The organism is Massilia frigida (genome assembly GCF_011682175.1).
In the GTDB taxonomy this organism is placed as follows: domain Bacteria; phylum Pseudomonadota; class Gammaproteobacteria; order Burkholderiales; family Burkholderiaceae_D; genus Telluria_A; species Telluria_A frigida.
Map to the genome: position 1 here is coordinate 1 of NZ_WHJG01000022.1, position 20,211 is coordinate 20,211.

Consider the following 20,211-nt stretch of genomic DNA (forward strand, 5'->3'; position numbering starts at 1 on the left):
AGCGACGCGGTGTTGGTGTTGATGACGCTCATGATATTACTCCTTGCTGATACTACCTATTCATGTTGGCAACGTGCCTTCGCTTTGGTCTGCCCCTTCGGTCCGGGACAATCACACCGCAGTCCTTCTATGTAACGGGTTACCTCGCGGAAAATTTAATGAAATTAGGCAAGTATATTGTCGATCTCGCCCCTCAAGCCGGCTCCGCTCGCGGCGCTTGACGACCGCCGCGGCCGAAACTTGAGGGGCAAAAAAAGAGTTTTCACCCCTGTTTTCACGGCGCGACGCGGGGGCGGACCGGCCCCGGCCGATCTGTTCTGGATAAAATGCTATTTCCATACAACATTGTATTTATGGGGAACGGGTAAAATCCCGCCTGACATTGCCATACAACATTACCAATTTCGGAATACTCAATGGATTACAGCGACAATCCGCCGGACCAGACGGTCGCGCGCCTGGACCTTCTTGCCAATATTGCATTGGCTGCAGGTTTGCTCCTGCCCCTGTGGGCGGCCATGAGCGGCAGCGGCGACGCCTACGCGGCCGGGCGTTTCATCGGTGGCAGCGTGTTGGCGGTGTTCATCATCCTGGCGCTGCTCAAAGGCATCTTGAAGACCCACCCGCCGCTGCGCATGGCGTGCGCCAAGCTGGCGGTCGGGATCGTCCTGATACTGCTATCGCTGGGCAAGGTGGGCGCGATGAAGCGCGACATCGGCGCGATCCGCGCGGCCGGCCAGCAATTGGTGGCGACCATGAACGAGAAGGGCGATGCGGCCGGCCCGGCGGCGGCTCCGGCCGCCAGTGAAGAAGCGCGCCAGGTGGTGGCCTTCGTGAATGGCGCCGGCGCGCTGCTGAAACGCCAGGTGGCCGAGCGCGAGTTGCTGGACAAGCAATTCGAGACGCTCGACATGAGCACCTTGCTGACGCCGGAGACGCTCACCTCGCGCAAGGCGATTGCCGCATCGCGCGCGAAGATGGCGCGCTACAGCGAGCTGGTCGACCAGCGCGACAAGATGATCATCGCCTCCGTCGAAGAAGGACGCGCCTACGTGCGCACGGCGAACGTGCCGGAACACTATCGCGGCAGCGAACTGGGTGCCGGCGCGCGGGTGGCTGAAGAGACGCTCAAGCTCAATGCGCAATTGACGGCGGTCGGGAAGGAATTCATCAAGAGCGTCGGAGACGTGCTCGACTTCGCCCAGTCGCAACTCGGCAAAGCCAAGTTCCAGAACGGCAAGCTGATGTTTGCCAGCGAGCGCGACGTCGCCACCTTTCGCGCCCTGTCCAGGGAGATGGAAGAGATCGGCCTGCGGGAATCGGCGGTGGTCGACAGATTCAACGCGCATGTGGAAAAAACCAAGAAAGACGCCACCCGCCAGCTGGCGCCCGCCAAGCGCTAAGGCGCCCGGCACCAGCGTTGATTCCGAATAACATGGTCGGACAATCGAAGGCCCTGGCTCAGACCTCCTACCACCGGGGTCAGAGCTCTGATTAGAAACATTGTTAAATCTCGGGCCGCCCCGGGCAGCGGCACCGCCGGCATCATGCAAAAGTCATATGACGTTCAGAAAACTACCTAGGCGCGTTCATTTGCGTGCCGAGTGCTTTCCGCGCGCAGGCTGGATGCGCTCATCGCCGCCATGCGTGGCGTTTCACTTATCAATTTCAACAATTCAATATGCATATCGATGACAAGGCGCCGGAAACGCCGGAGCGCATCGTCAACAGCGTTGCCAACCTGACGCTTGCGGCTGCGATTTTCCTGCCGCGCCTGGCCAGCCCCGGCGGGCAAAATCACGCGCAAATGGCCGGGCAATTGTTTGGCCTCGTGCTGGCGGCCGCCATTGTGCTGGGCGCACTCCGGTTGTTCCTGAGAAGGCGCCCTGCGCGCCAGATGGTCAAGGCCAAGTTCGTGGTGGCGTCTCTGTTGTTGCTGGCTGGCGTGGGCAATATCGTGGGAATGCACAAGGACGAGGCGGCAATCCACTCTGCCAGCGGCAACTGCTTGCGATTATGAACCAGACGGGGGAGCAAGGCAGCGTGCCGGCGCCCGTCGCTGCCAGCGAAGATGCGCGCGCGCTGGTTGCGTTCCTGGATGGGCTTGGCACAGTGCTCAAGCGCCAGATGGTCGACAACGAACGCTTGGACAAGGAGTTCGGAAAGCTTGCCCTGAACGCGCTGACGCCGGAAAGCGTGACGTCGCGCAAGGGTATTGACGCTGCGCGGGTGCAGATGTCGCGATTCAGGCAACTCATCGAGCAGCGCGACGCGTTGGCCAAGGCGTCCATCGAGGATGGCCGGGAATATCTGCGTACGGCGCGCATCCCGGGACGCTACAGCAATATGCAAATGAGCAACGTGGTGCGGATTGGCGAGAAGACGCTTGAACTCAACGCGGAGTTGTCTGCGGTGCAGAAGGAGCTGATCGACGGCATGGGCGGGGTGCTCGATTTCGCCCAGTCCCGGCTTGGCAACATGCAGCTTCACCAACAGACGCTGCTCTTTTCCAGCGATGCCGATCTTGCCACCTACCGCCGGCTGTCCGCAGTACTGGACGATGCAGGAACGCGGGAAGCGGCGGTGATTGAGAAATACAAGGCCCACCGCCAACGTATCAGGAGTGAGGCGACCACGACCGTATCGGCTGGGCTGCACTGACACCGTGGTCAAGCTCGCAAAATGACGACGGCCGCAGTTTGCGGGACTGACATGTTTCGAGTCAGAGCTCTGACCCCGATTAAGACATGACCCCGATTAAGACATGTTTCGAGTCAGAGGTCAGACCCCGGTTAACGAGTCAGAGGTCAGACCCCGGTTAAGAAATTCGATTAAGACATGTTTCGAGTCAGAGGTCAGACCCCGGTTAAGCAGTCTTTTAGAGCCGGAAGAAATCCTCGGTCAGGCGCCGTTTCGATGGCTTGACGGCCAGTTCGCCCGCCGTGCCTGCGAACACCATGCAGTTGCCCGGCGTGTCGCGGTTGATCACGCCGGTGCCCTGCGAGACCGTGGTGTTGTCGCCAATCCGGCAACGGCCGATGATGGCGCTGTTGGGGTACAGGATCACGCCTTCCCCCAGCACCGGCGCCACGCCGTGGTTCTTGCCGACCGTGGAATTCTGATACAGCACCAGGTAGTTCCCATACGTCGCCTTGGCCAGCACGATGCCCACCGAGTGCCCGATGAAAAACACCTCCGGCAATGCGATCTCGTAAAACACATCGATGCCGTTGAGCGCCTTGTTGAGCAGGAACAGGCGCGTCGCCACGCCCAGCGCTTCCTCGCTGCGGTCTTCGCGCCATATCGTATTCGACAGGAAATATAAATACTGGCAATACTGGCTTGAATTGAGATAGTTGAATTGCCCCCGCGGCCACATCGTCACCTTGTCGATGCAAGCTTGCAGCCGTGCCATCGCGGTGTCCCAATGCGTTGCGATAACGCGCTGCAGCACGGCCGCTTCCATCCCCGGGAAAAACGTCGTGACCTGCCGGCACGTGTAAGCGATCAAGTGTTCGTGGGCCATGCGCGCCTACGCCGCTGCCTGGTAGCGCATGTACACCAGCGCCGGCGCATCGCTGCCAGCCGCCGGATCTTCCACCCAGGTGACCTGGCCATCCGCGCTGCTGCTGGCCAGTGGCACGCGTTTGACCTCGCCAAAGCCCGCCTTCTGATAAAACGCCAGCGCCGGGTTGTCCGAACGCACCCGCACCCAGGCGTCGTCCAGCCCCAGGCCCACGCGCGCCCAGTGCAGCAAGGCCTGCAGCGCGAGCGTCATCAAGCCCTTGCGGCAGTCGCCGCCCCGCACAATGGCGTCCGCTTCCACATAGCCCTTGTCCCAGTCGATGAATCCCAGCCCCACGTGGCCGACCGAGCGGCCGTCGAGGGTGTCGACCATGAACAGGATCTTGCCGTTATCGCGCGCCACCGCAGTCGCCAGCCAGTTGGCGGTGCGCGTTTCATGCGAGTCGAATTCGGTCAGGAAGGATTTGACGAAGCGGTTGCGCCACTCGCTGAGCAGGCGCGCGTCGTCCAGGTTGATGTGGGCGCTGGCCGTGGCGATCGGACGCAGCAGGGCTTCGACCGGCTGGCCCACCGGGATCACCAGGTCGGACCCGGCGCCGGCCGCCTGCTTGTAGGCGGCGAACATGGCTTGCTGGCTCATGCCGGTATCCCCGCGACGGCTTTCCCGGCGGCCGGCGTCCCGGCGGCCGGCGTCCCGGCGAAGTACAGGCCGATCTGGCGGCACACTTCATCGACCAGTGCCAGGTCCATGCGCGAGTGCAGCGGCAGGGACAGGATTTCATTGCCGACCCGGTCGGTCACGCTCAGGTCGCCCGCGCGGCAGTTTTTCCAGAGCGAAAACCAGTGCCCCGGCTGCCAGTGGATGCCGGTGTCGACGCCGTTTTCCTTCAAGAACTTGCGCAGCGCATCGCGGTCCTCGGCCGGCACGCGGATGTAGTACAGGAACGGATTCACATCGGCGAAGTCGGTCAGCGGGGTACGCACCTGCGTCACGCCGGCCAGCAGCGCGTTGTATTTGATGCAGGCGTCGCGCCGGCTGCTGGCGATCAGCGCCAGCTTGGACAGCTGCGCCAGCCCGATGGCGGCGTGCATATTGAGCATGTGGTAGCGGTAGCCGACGCGTTCGACGTCAAACGTCCAGGCACGCTGGTTCTGGTACATGACCGCGGCCGGCTGCTGCATGCCGAGCAGGCGCAGTTCGTGCACCATGGCCAGTTCTTCCCTGGTTTTCACCACAATCGTGCCGCCGTCGAGGCAGGTGATGGTTTTCACCGGATCGTGGCTGAACACGCAGATGTCGGAAAAGCTGCCGACCGGCTTGCCCTTGTATCTGGACCCGAAGGAATGCGCGGCATCGTGGATCACGCGCAGCTGGTGGGTGGCGGCAAATTCGGCGATCTCATCATGATCGCAAAGGATGCAATCGTAATCCATGACGATGATGGCTTTTGTCTTCGGCGTGACGAGCTTGGCCGCCTGCTTCATGTCGATCGCCAGGGTGTCGTCGAGGCAGTCGCAGAAGACAATCTCGGCGCCCACCCAGGAAATGGCCTGGAAGTCGGCCGAGCAGTTAAAGGAAGACACGATGACTTCATCGCCCGGACCGACCCCGGCGATGAGCAAGGCCACGTGCAGCCCGGCGGTACCGGTACTCAAGGCGGCCACGTAGCGCTCTTCCGTGCCCAGGATTTCCTTGACCTTGTTTTCAAAACCGGACACGTAGCTGCCCATGCCGAGCCAGCCCATTTCGAGCGATTCGCGGCTGGCGTCGATTTCTTCTTTTTCGATCAGCGGCTTAAATACGGGGATCATGGCAGTCCTTCACAAAGCTGGTTAAAGGTTCAGGGTCAGGGCGAGGGTGCGCGCGGCCAGGGTCGGCCATGCCCGGTCATTGGCGGAGATCTTGCGCGCTGCGCACGCGGGCCAGGGAATGTTCAGCGCCGGATCGTCCCAGCGCAGGCCGCGTGCGGAGGCGGGGCGGAACGGCGTACTCATCTGGTACAGGACTTCGGTGTCCGCTTCCAGGCTCTGGAAGCCATGCGCCATGCCGGCGGGAATATACAACTGGCGCCGGTTCCCCGCCGACAGTTCGGTATGGAATGCCTTGCCGTAGCTCGCAGAGCCCGGCCGCAGGTCGACGATGGCGTCGAAGATGGCGCCGCGCGTTACCCGCACCAGCTTGACTTCCTGGTCGGGCGCGCTCTGGAAATGCAGCCCGCGCAGGGTGCCCGGGTGCGGATTCCAGGATACGCTTTGCTGCACAAACCGGCCCGCCAGGCCGTGCCGCGCGAACTCTTCCTCGCAGACGGTGCGGGCGAACAGGCCGCGCTCATCCTCCACCGGCTCGATATCGATCAGGAAGGCGCCGGCCAGCGAGGTGGGGGTCAATTTCATCAGGCCACCACGTGAATGTGCGGGTTGGCCAGCAGGAATTGCCCGCCCCAGTCGCGGATGCCGGCCATCTGGGTCATCAATTCTTCCTTGATGTTCCACGGCAGGATCAAGAGGTAGTCGGGACGCGTTTCGAACACGGCTGCGGGCGCACGCACGGGAATGCGGCTGCCGGGCAGCAGCCGGCCTTGCTTGGCGGGATTGCTGTCGACCACGTAATCGATGATGTCGGCGCCGATGCCGCAGTAGTTGAGCAGGGTGTTGCCCTTGGCGGCGGCGCCGTAGGCGGCAATCGTCTTGCCTTGATCCTTGACGTCGATCAGGAAACGCTGCAGCGCGCGTTTGGTGGCGCGCATGCGTTCGCCGAAGCCGGCGTAGGTGTCCAGGCGCGCCAGGCCGGCTTCCTGTTCCAGGGCCAGGCAAGCTTCCACCTGCGCCGTGGTGCGGTGCGCCGCCGTTTGCAGGCAGGCGTACACGCGCAGGCTGCCGCCGTGGGTCGGAAGATGCTCGATGTCGAACACGCGCAGGCCGGCGCGCACGAACACGGGCATCAGGGCCAGCAGGGACAGGTAGGAATAGTGTTCGTGGTAAATCGTATCGAACTGCTGGTCGGCGATCAGGCGCAGCAGGTGGGGAAATTCCAGGGTCACCACCGCCTCCGGTTTCAGCACGGCCGGCATGGCGCCCAGAAAATCGTTGAGGTCGGGCACGTGGGCCAGCACGTTATTGCCCAGTAAAAGGTCGACCTGTTCGCCCTGGGCCGCGAGCGTGGCGGCGGTGGCGCGGTTGAAGAACAGTTCGCGCGTGTCGATGCCGCGTGCGCGCGCCGCCGCCGCCGTGTTGCCGCTCGGTTCGATGCCCAGGCAGGCAATGCCGGCCTGCTGGAAATACTGCAAGAGATAGCCATCGTTGCTGGCGATTTCCATCACGCGGCTCGATTGGTTCAGGCCGAGGCGCGCCGTCATCTGTTCCACGTAGGCGCGCGCGTGGGCCAGCCAGCTGCTGGAAAACGAGGAAAAATACACGTAGTTGGCGTGGAAGTGCAGCTCGGCGCGGGTGGCGTCGGCCAGTTGCACCAGCCAGCACTGGGCGCAGACCATGGCGTGCAGGGGATAGAACATCTCGCCCTCGGCCGCCTGGTCCGGCTCGACAAAGGCGTTCGATACAGGCGACAGGCCCAGGTCGGCAAAGCTGTGGTGAAGAGCGGCGCCACAGGCGCGGCAGGAGCGGGCGGGGCTGTTCATGCGCAGAAATGTTCCAGTTGCTGTTCGGTAAAGGCGCGCGCGCCGCCCGGGTCGCGCGCGGCCGCGGCGTACCAGGCGGCCGTCTGTTCGATGCCGGTCGCCAGCGGCCAGCGCACTTGCCAGTCGAGCTCCTGGCGCGCCTTGCTCGAATCGAGGTAGAGCAGGGCGGCTTCCTTGGCGGCGTGCTGTTCGCCATCGAGGCGCCAGGCCAGTTGCGGCCAGTGCGCCTGCAAGCCGCCCAGCAAGGTGGCGACCGACAGGTTGTCGGCGGCGTCCGGGCCGAAATTGTAGGCGCCGGCGCAGGCCGTGTCGCCAGCGAGCAGGCGCGCCGCCAGCAGCAGGTAGCCGTGCAGCGGTTCGAGCACGTGCTGCCAGGGGCGGGTGGCGTGTGGACTCCTCACTGGCAGCGCGTTGCCCTGTTGCATGGCGCGCACGGCGTCGGGAATCAGGCGATCAAGACTCCAGTCGCCGCCGCCGATGACATTGCCCGCGCGCGCGGTGGCAAGCAGCGGGCCGCCGGCGGCAAAAAAACTGCTGCGGTAGCTGTGTGCGACCAGTTCGGCGCCGGCTTTGCTGGCGCTGTACGGATCGTGTCCGCCGAGGCGGTCGTTTTCACGGTAGCCCCACGGCCAGTGCTGGTTTTCGTAGCATTTGTCGGTGGTCACCACCAGCGCCGCCCGTGCATCGGGGCAGGCGCGCAGCGCTTCGAGTACGTGCACGGTGCCCATCACATTGGTCGACCAGGTGGTCACCGGATCGGCGTAGCCGTGGCGTACCAGCGCCTGGGCCGCCAGGTGCAGTACCAGCTCGGGCGCGGCATCGGCCATGGCGCGCGTCAGCGCGGCCTGGTCGCGCACGTCGGCGATGTGGTGGCGCTCCAGGGTGTCGCTCACCCGCGCCAGCTCGAACATGGTGGGCGTGCCGGACGGGGCCAGGGAATAGCCGGTCACGCGCGCTCCCAGCCGCGCCAGGAACAGGCACAGCCACGCGCCCTTGAAGCCGGTGTGACCGGTGACGAACACGCGCCGCCCCTTGAAGGCGTGCGCGAGCGCATCCATGCCGCTCACGCCCACACCTTCCACGGCGCCGTGCCCGATTGCCACATTTCTTCGAGCATGTTCTTTTCGCGCAGGGTATCCATCGGTTGCCAGAAGCCGGCGTGTTCGTACGCCATCAACTGATTCTGTGCCGCCAGCGCTTGCATGGGTTCCACTTCCCAGCTGCAATCGTCGCCGTCGATCAGGTCGACCACGTCCGGTTGCAGCACGAAAAAGCCGCCATTGATCCAGCCGCCATCGCCCTGCGGCTTTTCCATGAAGGCGGTCACGGCATCGCCCTGGCGCACCAGCGCGCCGTAGCGCCCGGGCGGCTGCACGGCGGCCACCGTGGCCAGGCGCCCGTGGGCGCGGTGGAAGGCGATTTCGGCCGCGATGTCGATGTCGGCCACCCCATCGCCATAGGTGAAGCAGAATGGCTTGCCCGGTTCCAGGTATTCGCGCACGCGTTTCAGGCGCCCGCCGGTGAGGGTGTCGGCGCCGGTATCGACCAGGGTCACGCGCCACGGTTCGGCGTGGCGTTCATGCACTTCCATGCGGTTGTTCTGCATGTCGAAGGTGACGTCCGACATGTGCAGGAAGTAGTTGGAAAAGAATTCCTTGATCAGGTAACCCTTGTAGCCGACGCAGATGATGAATTCGTTCACGCCGTGGTGCGAAAAGACTTTCATGATGTGCCAGAGCATCGGTTTGCCGCCGATTTCAATCATCGGTTTCGGCTTCAGATGGCTTTCTTCGAGAATGCGGGTGCCCAGGCCCCCGGCCAGGATGACGGCTTTCATGGCAGCGCTCCTTGATTGCTGGTTTTGCACCACTGTTCCCACATGCCCCGGTACGCCTGTTCCAGGTGGCGCGTGAAGCGCGCCATGTCCATCAGCGGACTGGCGCGGGTGCGCTCGCGCAAGCCGGTGCGCAGCTGGCGCAGGCGGGCCGGGTCGAGCGCCAGGCCGGCGGCGATGCGGATGTAGGCTTCGCCGTCGGCGGCGATCAGCTCGTCGAGCCCGCCGTTGTGCAGGATCGTCACGCCCAGGCGCGAAATGAAATTGCTGCCGGCCAGGGTGACGAAGGGCACGCCCATCCACAGGGTGTCGAAGCTGGTGGTGCCGCCGTTGCAGGGGAAGGGGTCGAGCGCGATGTCGATGCGGTTGTACAGCACGAACTGGTTCTTGCGGTCGTTGGCGATCAGGATCAGGCGCGCCGGGTCGATGCCAAGGCGCGCGAAGCGCGCTTCGACGCCATCGCGCATGCCGGGGTTGTCCAGGCCGAGGATTTCCAGCATCAGGCGCGAGTCCGGCACCTCGCGCAAGATCGCGGCCCACAGCACGATGGTCGGGTCGCTCACCTTGGCGTAATTGTTGAAGCAGCCGAAGGTGATGTAGCCATTATCCTCGTGCGGCGGATGGTCGATCACGGCCGGGCTGTTCGGATGCGCGGCGTAGCAGCAAAATACTTCCGGCAAGCGCCACAGGGTTTCCACGTTGAAGTGTTCGCTCAAGCCCGGCGGTTCGGCAAAGGCGTCGGTGAGGCGGTAATCCATGCTGCTCAAGCCCGTGGTGGACGGGTAGCCGATGTAGGTCAGCTGCACCGGCGCGGGTTTGCGCGCGAACGCCAGCAGGCGGTTGCCGGCCGTGTGGCCGGCCAGGTCGACCAGGATGTCGATGCCGTCGGCGTGGATACGTTCAGCCAGCTGCTGGTCGGACATGCCCCGGCAGGCAATCCAATGGTCGCTATCTGCGCGGATGCGGGCCGTGAATTCATCCTCGATCACGTGGCTGTAGTAGCAGTACACCTCGACCTGCGCCTTGTCGTGCTGCGCCAGGATCGGTTCGATGAAAAACGCGACCGCGTGGCGCCGGAAGTCGGGCGAGACATAGCCGATTTTCAGGCGCCGGCCCGGATCGAGGCCGGGCGCGTGCCGGAAACGCTGGGCCGCCAGGGCGGGCTCGAACTGGGCGGCGAAGCGCAGGTGCAGCGCGAATAATTGTTCCTGGGTGATGCCGGCCGCGTACTGCATCGACAGCAGCAGGTTGTTGTGGGCCGCCGCATAGTCGGGCGCCAGCGCGATGGCTTGCTCGTACATCTGGCGCGAGGCGTCCGGCTTGCCCTGGTCTTTCAGCGCGCTGCCCAGGTTGTTGAAGGCTTCGGCAAAGCCGGGGCGCAGGGCGATGGCTTGCTCGAAGCAGGCGACCGCTTCGTCGTAGCGGCCCTGTTCCTTGTAGGCCACGCCGAGGTTGTTCCAGGCGTCGGCAAACTCGGGCTTGCGCGAAATCGCCTCCTCGAACGAGGCGATCGCCTCGTTCAGGCGGTTCATGTTGGCGAACGCCACGCCCAGGTTGAAGTGGGCGGCGGCGCTGTCGGGCCACATGGCCAGGGTCTTTTCGCACCAGGCCAGCGCTTGCACGTGCCGTTGCAGGTCGGCGTTGGTGAGCGCCAGCATGGCGTACGGGTCGGCGTAGCCGGGTTTCAGGTGCACCGCGTTCTCGAAGCAGATCAGCGCTTCCTCGAGCCGGTAGCTGGCCTTGTAGGCGATGCCGAGGTTGCAGTAGGCCTCGGCATAGTCCGGGCGCACCGTGACGGCGTGCTGGAAGTGCTGGATCGCCGTCTCGACCTGCTTCTGTTCCAGCAGGGCGCCGCCGAGGTTGTTGAGCGCTTCGGCAAAATCGGGCGCCAGCGCCAGCGCGGCCTGGTAGGCGGCAAGCGCCTCGTCGAGGCGGCCGAGTTCCTTGAGGGCGATGCCCATATTGTTGTACGGCAGGACAAAGCGCGGGTCGATGGCCAGCGCGCGCCGGTAGCAGGCCACGGCGTCGTCCAGCGCGCCCTGGGCCTGGCGCGTGACGCCGAGGTTGTAGTGGGCCGCGGCCAGCTCAGGCCGCTGGCCGACGGCGGCCTCGAAATGATCGGCCGACAAGGTCCACTGTTCTTGCTGCTGGTACAGCTCGCCCAGGTTGTTGTGCACTTCGGCAAAGCCGGGCTGCAATTCGAGCGCCCTGGCGTAGCAGACCTGGGCTTCGTCCAGGTTGCCCATCAGTTTCAGGGTGTCGCCCAGGTTGCTGTAGGCCTCGGCGTGGTCCGGTTGCAGGGCCAGCACGGCCAGGTAGCTGCCCAGGGCATTCGGCAACTGGCCGCCGTCGCGCAGGGCGTGGCCGAGTTGCAGGTGGGCTTCGGCATTCTCCGGCGCCAGTTTCAGCAGGCGCTCGTAGCTCGCTTGCAGCTCGGGCAGCATGTGCAGGGCGCGGCAGCTGGCGTCGAGCGCGAAATAATAGGCGGGGTTGGCCGGGGCCTTGTCGATCGCGCGCCCGAGGGCGTCGATGGCTTCCTGGTGGCGTCCGCGCTGCTGGTGGAGCAGGCCGAGCAGGTGGAGGGCATCGGCCCTGCCATCGAGTTTGCGGTACAGCGCTTCCGCCTGGTCCAGCCGTCCCGCCCGGTGATGCTGCATGGCGATATCCAGGGGGGAGGGCGGGGCGTAGGAAGCGGGTTTTTTCATGGGGCGCGGTCAGTCATCCTGGGTAAGGGAAGGTGCTCAGTCGGCCACCACGACGCGGTTCTTGCCGGTTTGCTTGGCCTGGTACATGGCTTTGTCGGCGCGCCGCACCAGGCTGGCCTGGTCTTCGTTGGGCGCGCGCAGGGCCACTCCGGCCGAGAAGGTGATCAACACTTTCTCGTTATCGTGCAGGAAAAAATGCTTGGTCAGGTCGCGCTGCAGGCGCGTCATGGTTTGCGACGCCGCTTCGACGTTGGTTTCCGGCAGCAAGATCAAGAATTCCTCGCCGCCAAAGCGGGCGATCACATCCATCGAGCGGATGGTTTCCTTGACAATCTTGACCAGGTGCTTGAGGGCGTTGTCGCCCGCCTGGTGGCCATAGGTATCGTTGAGGCGCTTGAAATCGTCCAGGTCGAGCATGGCGATGCACAGGGGCGTGCCGCGGCGGTCGGAGCGGGCCGTTTCGCGCTCGAACACATCGTCCAGGCCGCGCCGGTTCAGGCTGCCCGTGAGCTGGTCTTCGCGCACCAGTTCGCTCATATGCTGGAGCTTGGCCTCCAGGGTGTGGATGCGCTGCTCGGCTTCCTGCACTTCCTGGCGCGCCAGCACCATGCGGTCGCGCGACTTGAGCGCTTCGGTCTGCACCAGGCGGGTTTCACGCAGCACGTCGTCGAGGATCACGTTCAATTCGGCGATATTGTCGGTGTGGCTGATCTTTTCGGAAAAGCTGCCGATTTTTTCGTGGAAGTCGCCGGTCGTGGTCGCCACGGAACTGAGGCGGTCGATGAAGGTGAGCATCATGTTCTTCACCGTCAGCTTGACGTCCGACAGGCTGTGCTTGAGCTGGCCCTGCTTGTAGATCACTTCCTTCAGGCTGCGGGTGGCGTCTTCCAGGGCGCGCTGGTTGATCGGGCCGGCGATCAGTTCCTGCACCGAATCGATCTGGCCGCGCAGCCAGCTATCGTCGTCGAGCAGTTCGGTGACGTTTTCCAGCAGCAGCTTGAACAGGCGCAGCAGCAATTCCTGCTGTTCGCCGACGTCGCCGCTTTTAATGTCGATCTGGTAACACAACTGCTTGAGGCGCACGCTGACCTCGTTCAGGGCTTCCTCGCTGGCGGCGACCTTGACGGCCGCGCCCAGCGCTTCGGCCTCGGCCATCAGGGCGGGCGCATCGGCCAGCAGGGAGGCGACCGCGACGCTCAGGGTGCGGCTGAGCAGGTCGCGCAGGATCTTGGCGTCCGGCTCGTCGGACATGGCCGACAGCGCCGACAGTTCGATCCCGCCGCTTTTGCGGACATGTTTCTCGACCAGCTGGGTCAGGTTGCGCGCGTAGCCATCCCAGTCGCGCATCTTGAGCGCGCGCGCGAAACGGCGGCCGAAGTCGGCCAGCTCGCCCGGCGTTTCGCTCAGCTTGGCCGCGAAGTCGCCCAGCACGTTTTCGGCGCCCGTGTCAGGAGCCGCCTCGGGCGCGGCCGGCGCCGCCTCGGGCGCGGGCGGCGTGGCGGCGATGCCGGCGATCTCGTTATAGATCTCGCGGTACGCTTCCGGGGTTGGCGCGATGCGGCGCGTGGCCAGGCGCCGGAACGCCTCGCGCGCGATCTCGGCGGGATTCTGGGCGGCGGGGTTGGGCGTTGTGGACATGGTAAAACAGTGCCTCAGTCAGGTTTGGCGTTGATGTGCCAATGATAAGCGAGTTTGTTTCCTGCCATCTCTAGAAAAGAGGCAGGTAAAGCATCTTACTCCAGAGCATTAACCTGGCGCGCGGCGCGCGAAAAACTTATTCGATCAACTGGTTTTTGATCGCATAGTGCGTCAATTCGGCACTGTTCTTCAGTTTCATCTTGACAAGCAGGCGCGAGCGGTATTCGCTGATCGTCTTCACCGACAGCGACAATTCCTTGGCGATCGCCCCCACCGTCTTGCCGGAAGCGATCATGGTCAGGGTCTGGTATTCGCGGTCCGACAGGGTGTCGTGCAGCGGCGTATCGTGGTTTTCGCCGACCGCGCTGGCCAGTTCCTGGGCCAGCGCCGCGCTCACATATTTTTGCCCGGCGGCCACCTGGCGGATGGCGGTCACCAGTTCGCGCGGCGCGCTCTGCTTGGTCAGGTAGCCGGCCGCGCCAGCCTTGAGCGAGCGGATCGCGTACTGGTCTTCGCGGTGCATCGACAGCATCAGCACAGCCAGCTCGGGATGCTCCTTCTTGACCAGCTTGAGCACCTCGATGCCGCTGCGGTCGGGCAGGGAGATGTCGAGCAGCATGACGTGGCACCTGGCCTTGCGCACCTGCTTGATCGCCTCGATCCCGTCTTCGGCTTCGCCAGCGACGATGATGTCGGGCGACTCGGCCAGGATTTGTTTCAAGCCTTCGCGCACGATCGCATGATCGTCGGCGATGAAGACCCGGATGATGGCTTTGTCGGTCATTGCTGCTTCTTACTCGTTTCGGTTGGCGCCGGGCGCCGGGGGGCAAGCGGGGCCGGCGTGTGCGGTCCTGCGCTGTCATGCTCGTGTGTTTCATCCGCCATTATCCTCGCTCTGGCGGAACTGAGTTTAATTTTGATGCTCACCACCGTGCCGCCGCCGGGGGCGTCGGCCAGGGCCATGGTGCCGCCCAGCGCCTGGGCCCGTTCGCTCATGCCGCGCAAGCCGAACGATTGCGGCTTCTGGCGGTCGGCCAGGGCGATGCCGGCGCCATTGTCGGCAATCGTCAAGACGATGTGCTGGCGCAGCAATTGCAGGCGCACCCCGACCCGGCTGGCGTGCGCATGCTTGGCGATATTGGTCAGCGCTTCCTGGAAGATGCGGAACAGCGCCGTCGCATGGTCCAGGTGCAGGTCGATGTCCTTGTCCGGACAGGCGAAGCTGCAGGCGATGCCATTCTGCTTCTCGAATTCCTTGACCTGCCATTCGAGCGCGGCGACGATGCCGAAGTCGAGCATCGAGGGGCGCAGGTCGAGCGAAATGCGGTGCACCGCGTCGATGGTGCGGTCGACCAGCGCATCGACATAGGCGGCGCGCTCGGCCAGCTGGGGCTGGTCGGGCGGCAGGCGCTGGGTCAGCATCATCAGGGCCATCTTGATGGCGGTCAGGTTACCGCCCAGGTCATCGTGGATTTCGCGCGCGATGCGGGTGCGTTCCTGTTCCTTGACGTGTTCCATGTGGGCCGCCAGTTCGGCCAGGCGGGCGCGCGAGCGGGTCACTTCCAGCTGTTCGAGCTTGCTGGCCGTGATATTGGTCATCAAGCCTTCCCAGTGCACGCTGCCCGGGTGGTCGGGCATGGCGCGCGGGGTGGAACGCAGGTTGATCCATTTCTGGTCCTTGTACTCGTGGATCCAGACCCGGCCTTCCCAGTTCCAGCCGGACAGGCTGGCGGCCGAGGCGTGCATGGCGTCGAGGTAGCTCTTGCGGTCTTCCGGCAGGATCAGTTCGATGAAGCGCCCGGGTTCGGCCTGCAGTTCGGCGGCGGACAGGCCGAGCAGGGCGGCGCAACCCTCGCTCAGGTAGGGAAAGGCCACCCGGCCGTCCGCATGCAGCTCGAACTGGTACACCAGCGCCGGCGTGTTGCTGACGAACGGCTTCATGGTGTGGGCGATGGTGGGTGGAACTGGGCTCATCACAGGTCGGCGGAGGAATAATGCCTGGAATCATACGGGAAAAACGGCGCGCTCTGCGGTCCCTTTGCGTGCCCCGGGACCACGGCCCCGGGCAGGTGCCGCGCTGCCGTCAAACGGAATAGATACTTTTATAACTAAATGTAAGCATCAAACTTGACGCCCCATAATTATTTCTATAAAACAATGTATTGACAAATTTTATAGGAAAGTTTCATGGCAAATTCGATCGTCGGCGATAACGGTAACAATAACTTGCCTGGTACCTGGGGTGATGATTTCATGGAGGGCAAGGGCGGCGCTGACGTGCTGTTCGGCAGTGAGGGCAACGATACCCTGGTCGGCGGCACTGGCGACGACACCATCGATGGCGGCGTGGGCAGCGATACCGCAGTGTTCAACCGGGGCGACGGCCAGGATACCCTGCGTGCCTTCGGCACCATGCCCGGCATGCACGACCGGCTGCTGTTCGGCGACGGCATCGCGCCGGCCGACATCTATCTGCAGCGTCTCGGCGGCAGCCTCTACATCGAGCTGCGCGGCAGCATGGACCGCATCCTGGTCGAGCGCTTCTTCGATCGCCCGCTGGACAATAACGGCATGCTGGTGCAGCAGGGCGCCATCGAGCAGATCGTGTTCGCCGACGGCATGCAGTGGAACCGCGAAGCCATCCTGACCCGGCTGGCGCTCGATACGATGCCGCTGGTCACCCTGGGCGAGCAGGACGACCGCTTTTTTGCCAGCACCAATGTGGACGCGGGCGCCGGCAACGACACGGTCGATGGCTACGCCGCCTACATGGCCGGCGGCGCCGGCGACGATGTCCTGACCAGCATGAGCGGCCCGAATGGCGCGCTGCTGGGCGGCGCCGGCAACGACCGCATCCAGGCCGGCCCCAGCGACGACATCATCGACGGCGGCAGCGGCAACGATAGCCTCGATGGCGGCGCCGGCAACAATACCTATCTGTTCAGCCGCGGCTGGGGCCAGGACCGCCTGCAATTGGCGCCGTCCCAGGGCTGGGAGCCAAGCCGCCACGATATCGTGCTGAGCGACGTGCTGCCCGGCGGCATCGCACTGACGCGTTCCGCGCAAGGCACGGGCAACGATTTGCTGATCACGCTGCGCGGCGCCAGCGACAGCCTGACCGTGGCCGACTATTTCCCGAACCGTGGCGGCACCTCCATCACCTTTGCCGACGGCACCGTCTGGAACGTCCAGCAGATCGAGCAGGAAAGCGTGCGCCCGGTGATGCCCGACATGCTCGGCACGAGCGCATCGGACAGCCTGTACGGCAGCCCGGAAAGCGACATGCTGTCCGGCGGCGACGGCAACGACCACTTGCAGGGCATGGATGGCAACGATGTCTTGATCGGCGGCAACGGCGACGACTTCCTGGCCGGCGGCAATGGCGACGACACCCTGATTCCCGGTGCCGGTTTCGACCATCTCGAACCCGGCGCGGGCAACAACATGATCCTGTTCGGGCGCGACAATGGCATGACGGTCATGCTGCCCGGTCCCATCAACGATGCCCACAACACGATCATGATGGCGGCCGATGTGCGTCCGGCCGATGTGAGCCTGTCGGCGCAAAACCCGTACCAGATACAGGTACGCATCGCCGGCAGCGCCGCGACCCTGCAAATGGACCTTCTTCCGGAACCCCTCCCGACCGGACCCGGTCAGTTGCGCTTGCCGGCCCAGATCCAGTTCAGCGACGGCACGCGCTGGGATAGCGACAAGCTGATCGCGCTGAGCCTGACCCAGAACGGTGACGAGGGCAATAACGTGCTGCAGGGCTACCCCGAGCGCAACGACCGCCTCGACGGCAAGGGCGGCGACGATATCCTCAACGGCTGGAGCGGCGACGACCTGCTCAGCGGCGGCAACGGCAACGATCAGCTCGACGGCGGCGACGGCAACGATAGCCTCGACGGCGGCGCGGGCGACGACCTGCTGTTCGGCGGCGCCGGCAACGATCTGCTGCGCGCCGGCTCGGGCAACGATTATCTGTTCGGCGGCGCCGGCAACGATACCTATGTCTTCGCCCTCGGCGACGGCGTGGCGATTGTCGACGAACTTGCCTACAACGGCGGACCGGGCAATGTGCTGCGCTTCGGCGCCGGCATCGCGGCCGCGGACCTGCGCGTGGTCACGGCGGGCAGCGAACAGCACATCTATTACGGCGCGACCGGCCAGATCAAGCTGTTCGGCGGCGGTGCCGGCTTCGAGCGCATCGAATTTGCCGATGGCAGCGTCGCCAGCCTCAGCCAGATGAGCCCGCACGCCCCGGTGCTGCAAACCCCGCTCAACGACGCCGACGCCAGCCCCGGCACAGCGTTCACGATGCAGGTCAAGCCGGGCATTTTCACCGATGCCGACGCGGGCGACGTGCTCAGCTACCAGGCCGCGCGCGCCGATGGCGGCGCCTTGCCTTCCTGGCTGCATTTCGACATGGCCAGCGCCACCTTCAGCGGCACCCCGGGCCACGCCGACAGCGGCAGCGTCGAGGTGCGCGTCACCGCCACCGACCGCACGGCCCTGTCGGCCACCGACACCTTCAAGTTGACGGTGGCCGCAGTCAACGTGGCGCCGACCGTCGCGGCGCCCGCGAATGGCACCAGCGTGGCGGAAGGCAAGCCATTCGTGGTCAACGCACCGCTGTTCGTGGATGCCAACCCGAACGATGTGCTCAGCGTGGTGCTCACGCGCGCCGACGGCAGCCCGCTGCCGGCCTGGATGGCGTACAGCGCGGCGACGGCCAGCATCAGCGGCACGGCTGGCTACGACGATAGCGGCAGCTATGCGCTCAAGGCGGTCGCGACCGACAAGGGCGGCCTGTCGGCATCGAGCCTGTTCAATATCACCGTCGCCAATACCAACCGCGCGCCGGTGCTGGCGACGCCATTGGCGGCCAAGACCCTGGTCGACGGCGTGGCCTTCTCCTACAGCGTGGCGGCGGGAACCTTTGCCGATCCCGACGCCGGCGACAGCGGCAGCTACAGCGCCAGCGCGCTGCAGGCATGGCTGTCGTTCAATGCGCAGACGCGCACCTTCAGCGGTACCCCGGCCCTCAGCGATGCCGGCAGCAGCAACGTCGTCGTGCGCTACACCGACGCCGGCGGCCTGGCGGCGACCGCGATCCTGGCGCTGACCGTCACCCAGACCCCGAGCCTGACCCTGACCGGCAGCGCCGCTGCCGACATCCTCACCGGCAAGTCGAACAATGACACCTTGTACGGCCTGGGCGGTGACGACAAGCTCGACGGCGGCCTGGGCGCCGACACCCTGGTCGGCGGCGCCGGCAACGACAGCTACGTGGTCGATCAAGTAGGCGACGTGGTGACCGAAAGCGCTGCCGCCGGCACCGATACCGTCCACAGCAGCGTGAGCTACAGCCTGCCCCTGAACGTCGAACACCTGACCCTGAGCGGCGGCGCCGCCCTGAATGCCACCGGCAACACGCTCAACAACACGCTGACCGGCAATGCCGGCGCCAACGTGCTCAATGGGGGTGCGGGCGGCGACGTCATGATCGGCAACGGCGGCGACGATATCTATTACGTCGACAGTACCAGCGACGTGGTGACCGAATCCGCGAACGGCGGCGTCGATCAGTTGTTCAGTTCGGTGAACAGGACCCTGTCCGCCAACCTCGAAGTGCTGACCTTGACGGGCACGCTGGCGGTCAACGGCAGCGGCAATAGCGGCAATAACCTGATCCAAGGCAACAGCGTGGCGAACGCCCTGAACGGGCTGGCCGGCTTCGACCTGCTGTTCGGCGGCGCCGGTAACGATGCGCTGTCCGACAACTCGACCGAGGCTAATCTGTTCAGTGGCGGCAGCGGTGCCGATTCGCTGACCGGCGGCGCCGCCAACGAGTTGTTCATCGGTGGGGTGGGCAACGACAGCGTCAATGTGCAGGGTGGCGTGGATCTCCATGCCTTCAACCGTGGCGATGGCCAGGACGTGGTGACGGCCTTCGGCGGCAACGACGACACGGTCTCGCTGGGCCACGGCATCGTGTTCGCCGACCTGGCCCTGAAAAAGGTCGGCGCCGAGCTGATCCTGACGACGGGCGCGGGCGACCAGATCACGTTCAAGAACTGGTACGGCAGCGGCGGCGGCAGCGTATCGACCTTGCAGGTGGTCACCGCCGGCGGCAGCGATTACCAGCCCGGTTCGGCCAGCATCATCAATGATAACAAGGTCGAGCTGTTCGACTTTGCCGGCCTGGTCGGCCAGTTCAATCAGGCGCGCCTCGCCAACCCGGCCTTGACCAGCTGGAACATGGCGCAATCGCTGGCGGCATTTTCGCGCGGCGGCAGCGACAGCGCGGCCATCGGCGGCGACCTGGCTTACCACTACGCGGTCGATGGCGACCTGTCGGCAGTGGGCATGAATGCGGCGCTGGCCATCATCGGCAGCGCGAGCTTTGCCAGCGCCACGCAAACCTTGCTGGCCGCCGGTGCGCTGGCCGACGGTACGCCGCTGCTGTTCTAACCGGGCAGCGGCAGCGGCCCGGGCGAACGCCGTCGCGTCAGGCACCGCCCGGCGCCCGGGCACGCTCGCGCCTGCCGCGCAGTACCACCAGGGACGGGCGACAGTCCGTCCCGCTTCCCACAACTGAAATCAACCCGAAACCGGGGCCGGCCCGCCACGGCATGGCCCCGCACGGCCATCCTGGCGCCTTCGCGCTTCGCGCGCCGGCCCTTGCGGGCCGGTTTGTCGAGCTCTCCAAAAATCAACTTAACAACATTGACAGCAACTAAATTTGACTATTGCCGGAGTGTTGCTGACGAACGTCTTCATGGCGTGGGCAATGGTGGGTGGAACTGGGCTCATCAAGGGGCGGCGGAAGAGTCATGCTTGGAATCATACGGGAAAACCATCGAGGTCT

The 20,211-nt window shown here is 64.7% G+C and carries 15 protein-coding genes; 4 read left to right on the plus strand and 11 right to left on the minus strand.

Annotation, left to right across the window (positions count from 1 at the left end; translation table 11 throughout):
* Positions 1-416: 416 nt before the first annotated feature.
* From F2P44_RS19795 to F2P44_RS19805, 3 genes are all read left to right on the plus strand, one after another.
* The gene (locus F2P44_RS19795) at positions 417-1,403 is read left to right on the plus strand and encodes a hypothetical protein (protein ID WP_167088774.1); all 987 of its coding nucleotides are present in this window, start codon (positions 417-419) and stop codon (positions 1,401-1,403) included.
* Between the two features lie 278 nt (positions 1,404-1,681).
* On the plus strand, positions 1,682-2,020 hold the full coding sequence (locus F2P44_RS19800; RefSeq protein WP_167088775.1) for a hypothetical protein: 339 nt from the start codon (positions 1,682-1,684) through the stop codon (positions 2,018-2,020).
* Complete coding sequence (locus F2P44_RS19805) at positions 2,017-2,661, plus strand: hypothetical protein (protein ID WP_167088776.1); 645 nt, start codon at positions 2,017-2,019, stop codon at positions 2,659-2,661. Before F2P44_RS19800 ends, F2P44_RS19805 begins: the two co-directional genes overlap by 4 nt.
* A gap of 217 nt (positions 2,662-2,878) precedes the next feature.
* On the opposite strand, the gene F2P44_RS19810 is transcribed toward F2P44_RS19805, so the two are convergent.
* The 11 genes from F2P44_RS19810 to F2P44_RS19860 form a co-directional block, all read right to left on the minus strand.
* Positions 2,879-3,526 carry an LbetaH domain-containing protein gene (locus tag F2P44_RS19810; protein ID WP_167088777.1) on the minus strand — a complete coding sequence of 216 codons (648 nt, stop codon included), beginning with the start codon at positions 3,524-3,526 and terminating at the stop codon, positions 2,879-2,881.
* Positions 3,527-3,532: 6 nt separating this feature from the next.
* Positions 3,533-4,165, minus strand: coding sequence for a GNAT family N-acetyltransferase (locus tag F2P44_RS19815; protein ID WP_167088778.1), 633 nt, complete (start codon positions 4,163-4,165; stop codon positions 3,533-3,535).
* Entirely contained in the window at positions 4,162-5,337 is a 1,176-nt protein-coding gene (locus F2P44_RS19820) for a DegT/DnrJ/EryC1/StrS family aminotransferase (RefSeq protein WP_167088779.1), read from the minus strand. Before F2P44_RS19820 ends, F2P44_RS19815 begins: the two co-directional genes overlap by 4 nt.
* A gap of 21 nt (positions 5,338-5,358) precedes the next feature.
* The gene (gene rfbC, locus F2P44_RS19825) at positions 5,359-5,919 is read right to left on the minus strand and encodes a dTDP-4-dehydrorhamnose 3,5-epimerase (protein WP_167088780.1); all 561 of its coding nucleotides are present in this window, start codon (positions 5,917-5,919) and stop codon (positions 5,359-5,361) included.
* On the minus strand, positions 5,919-7,160 hold the full coding sequence (locus F2P44_RS19830; RefSeq protein WP_167088781.1) for a class I SAM-dependent methyltransferase: 1,242 nt from the start codon (positions 7,158-7,160) through the stop codon (positions 5,919-5,921). The genes rfbC and F2P44_RS19830 overlap by 1 nt, the downstream gene beginning before the upstream one ends.
* Positions 7,157-8,218, minus strand: coding sequence for a CDP-glucose 4,6-dehydratase (rfbG, locus tag F2P44_RS19835; RefSeq protein WP_167088857.1), 1,062 nt, complete (start codon positions 8,216-8,218; stop codon positions 7,157-7,159). The genes F2P44_RS19830 and rfbG overlap by 4 nt, the downstream gene beginning before the upstream one ends.
* A 5-nt stretch (positions 8,219-8,223) precedes the next feature.
* Complete coding sequence (rfbF, locus tag F2P44_RS19840) at positions 8,224-8,997, minus strand: glucose-1-phosphate cytidylyltransferase (protein ID WP_166895905.1); 774 nt, start codon at positions 8,995-8,997, stop codon at positions 8,224-8,226.
* A complete protein-coding gene (locus F2P44_RS19845) occupies positions 8,994-11,699 on the minus strand; it encodes a tetratricopeptide repeat protein (protein WP_167088782.1) in 2,706 nt (901 codons plus the stop codon). Before F2P44_RS19845 ends, rfbF begins: the two co-directional genes overlap by 4 nt.
* A 36-nt stretch (positions 11,700-11,735) precedes the next feature.
* Complete coding sequence (locus tag F2P44_RS19850) at positions 11,736-13,337, minus strand: GGDEF domain-containing protein (protein ID WP_167088783.1); 1,602 nt, start codon at positions 13,335-13,337, stop codon at positions 11,736-11,738.
* A gap of 136 nt (positions 13,338-13,473) precedes the next feature.
* Complete coding sequence (locus F2P44_RS19855; RefSeq protein WP_167088784.1) at positions 13,474-14,121, minus strand: response regulator; 648 nt, start codon at positions 14,119-14,121, stop codon at positions 13,474-13,476.
* A complete protein-coding gene (locus tag F2P44_RS19860) occupies positions 14,118-15,311 on the minus strand; it encodes a sensor histidine kinase (protein ID WP_229423638.1) in 1,194 nt (397 codons plus the stop codon). The genes F2P44_RS19855 and F2P44_RS19860 overlap by 4 nt, the downstream gene beginning before the upstream one ends.
* A gap of 213 nt (positions 15,312-15,524) precedes the next feature.
* On the opposite strand from F2P44_RS19860, the gene F2P44_RS19865 reads away from it, so the two are divergent.
* On the plus strand, positions 15,525-19,814 hold the full coding sequence (locus F2P44_RS19865) for a putative Ig domain-containing protein (RefSeq protein WP_167088785.1): 4,290 nt from the start codon (positions 15,525-15,527) through the stop codon (positions 19,812-19,814).
* Positions 19,815-20,211 lie beyond the last annotated feature (397 nt).

Coding starts and splice junctions, on each gene's coding strand:
- F2P44_RS19795 (WP_167088774.1), top strand. CDS start 417: ATGGATTACAGCGACAATCCGCCGGACCAGACGGTCGCGCGCCTGGAC.
- F2P44_RS19800 (WP_167088775.1), top strand. CDS start 1,682: ATGCATATCGATGACAAGGCGCCGGAAACGCCGGAGCGCATCGTCAAC.
- F2P44_RS19805 (WP_167088776.1), top strand. CDS start 2,017: ATGAACCAGACGGGGGAGCAAGGCAGCGTGCCGGCGCCCGTCGCTGCC.
- F2P44_RS19810 (WP_167088777.1), bottom strand. CDS start 3,526: ATGGCCCACGAACACTTGATCGCTTACACGTGCCGGCAGGTCACGACG.
- F2P44_RS19815 (WP_167088778.1), bottom strand. CDS start 4,165: ATGAGCCAGCAAGCCATGTTCGCCGCCTACAAGCAGGCGGCCGGCGCC.
- F2P44_RS19820 (WP_167088779.1), bottom strand. CDS start 5,337: ATGATCCCCGTATTTAAGCCGCTGATCGAAAAAGAAGAAATCGACGCC.
- rfbC (WP_167088780.1), bottom strand. CDS start 5,919: ATGAAATTGACCCCCACCTCGCTGGCCGGCGCCTTCCTGATCGATATC.
- F2P44_RS19830 (WP_167088781.1), bottom strand. CDS start 7,160: ATGAACAGCCCCGCCCGCTCCTGCCGCGCCTGTGGCGCCGCTCTTCAC.
- rfbG (WP_167088857.1), bottom strand. CDS start 8,218: ATGGATGCGCTCGCGCACGCCTTCAAGGGGCGGCGCGTGTTCGTCACC.
- rfbF (WP_166895905.1), bottom strand. CDS start 8,997: ATGAAAGCCGTCATCCTGGCCGGGGGCCTGGGCACCCGCATTCTCGAA.
- F2P44_RS19845 (WP_167088782.1), bottom strand. CDS start 11,699: ATGAAAAAACCCGCTTCCTACGCCCCGCCCTCCCCCCTGGATATCGCC.
- F2P44_RS19850 (WP_167088783.1), bottom strand. CDS start 13,337: ATGTCCACAACGCCCAACCCCGCCGCCCAGAATCCCGCCGAGATCGCG.
- F2P44_RS19855 (WP_167088784.1), bottom strand. CDS start 14,121: ATGACCGACAAAGCCATCATCCGGGTCTTCATCGCCGACGATCATGCG.
- F2P44_RS19860 (WP_229423638.1), bottom strand. CDS start 15,311: ATGAGCCCAGTTCCACCCACCATCGCCCACACCATGAAGCCGTTCGTC.
- F2P44_RS19865 (WP_167088785.1), top strand. CDS start 15,525: ATGGCAAATTCGATCGTCGGCGATAACGGTAACAATAACTTGCCTGGT.